At 49.1% G+C, this 721-nt stretch carries 1 protein-coding gene; it reads right to left on the bottom strand.

Going from position 1 to position 721, the window contains the following annotated elements; genetic code table 11:
• Window positions 1-721, bottom strand: a 721-nt coding sequence (tssI, locus tag KP803_RS21770; RefSeq protein WP_248010950.1) for a type VI secretion system tip protein TssI/VgrG, incomplete at both ends; no start/stop codon positions are given.

Raw genomic sequence — 721 nt, 5'->3', positions numbered from 1 at the left:
GCCATCAATGGTGTTTTCTTGGTCTCTGCCAATAGTGAGTTCTTCATCGTTTCCAATGTGTCTGTAGCGATTATTCAGCACATCGGTCTTCATGTCTTTTTGAGCGCGGAAGTGGATCTCTTCCTGCTGCGCTTCATCTTCAAAATAGAGCTCGTTGTGCCCTTCTGCTTTGTGACTTTGAGTTCGCAGTACTGTTCGCGTTTTATGCTCTGGCAAGGCATACGGTGGCTGATGTAGCCCGTTATACACCGCTCCTGTGACTAATGGCCTATCTGGGTCACCTTCCAAAAAGGTCACGATTACTTCATGGCCTATTCGAGGTAGGTACACCGCACCCCAATTAGGCGCGGCCATCACTTGGCTTACTCGCAACCAACAACTTGAGTGCTCGTTCTTCTCGCCATAACGATCCCAATGAAACTGAACTTTAATGCGTCCATATTCATCGGTGTATATCTCTTCGCCTTCCGGCCCAACAACAACGGCCGTTTGAACACCATCAACCACTGGCGCGGGTTGCTTTGGCGCTTTATAGGTAATATCTCTTGGGATACAGCAAAACTGGTTATGGTAAGTGGCAGGTTGTTCCGAAGACTCTTCCTCATGGACACTAGGGTTGTAGCCCATGTGGCTCACTGACAGCATTAGGTAGTCTCGATTAACGCTGTCTCGCGGGTGCTCACTCACATGAAAACTACACCCGGCAACAAGGCGCATTACG

It is taken from the genome of Vibrio amylolyticus (assembly GCF_023145695.1).
GTDB lineage: Bacteria > Pseudomonadota > Gammaproteobacteria > Enterobacterales > Vibrionaceae > Vibrio > Vibrio amylolyticus.
The sequence above is the reverse complement of the archived record's forward strand: the minus strand, read 5'-3'. Positions and strand labels throughout refer to the sequence as shown.